Here is a 397-nt window from a genome sequence, read left to right as displayed (position 1 = left end):
GACCCTTAACGCCTTGGCCCCGTCATTGGAGAAAACCGCACCGGCCAGCCCGTATACCGTGTCATTGGCCAATTTTACAGCTTCCGCCTCATCCTTGAATTTTTGAATAACAACGACAGGGCCGAAAATTTCCTCCTGGACAATCCGCATGTTTTGTTTAACATCCACAAACACGGCCGGCCCGACAAAATACCCTTTATCCAGCCCGTTTTCCAATAGGCGGTTGCCGCCAAGCGCTAAGGTGGCGCCTTCCTGCTTGCCGATTTCAATATAAGAAAGCACTTTTTTCATATGTTCTTCGCTGACAAGCGGGCCCATTTCCGTATCCGGATCATCCCCCGGCCCGACTTTAATTTTGGCGGCTCTTTCCACAAAATGGGAGACAAATCTTTCGTAC

General features: G+C 50.1%; 1 protein-coding gene. It reads right to left on the bottom strand.

Going from position 1 to position 397, the window contains the following annotated elements; genetic code table 11:
• On the bottom strand, positions 1-397 hold a 397-nt coding region (locus ACLWS4_RS37675; RefSeq protein ID WP_416876526.1), incomplete at both ends, for an aldehyde dehydrogenase family protein.

It is taken from the genome of Kitasatospora sp. SC0581, assembly GCF_048159585.1.
Classification (GTDB): domain Bacteria; phylum Actinomycetota; class Actinomycetes; order Streptomycetales; family Streptomycetaceae; genus Kitasatospora.
This window is presented reverse-complemented; position numbering and strand designations above follow the sequence as displayed.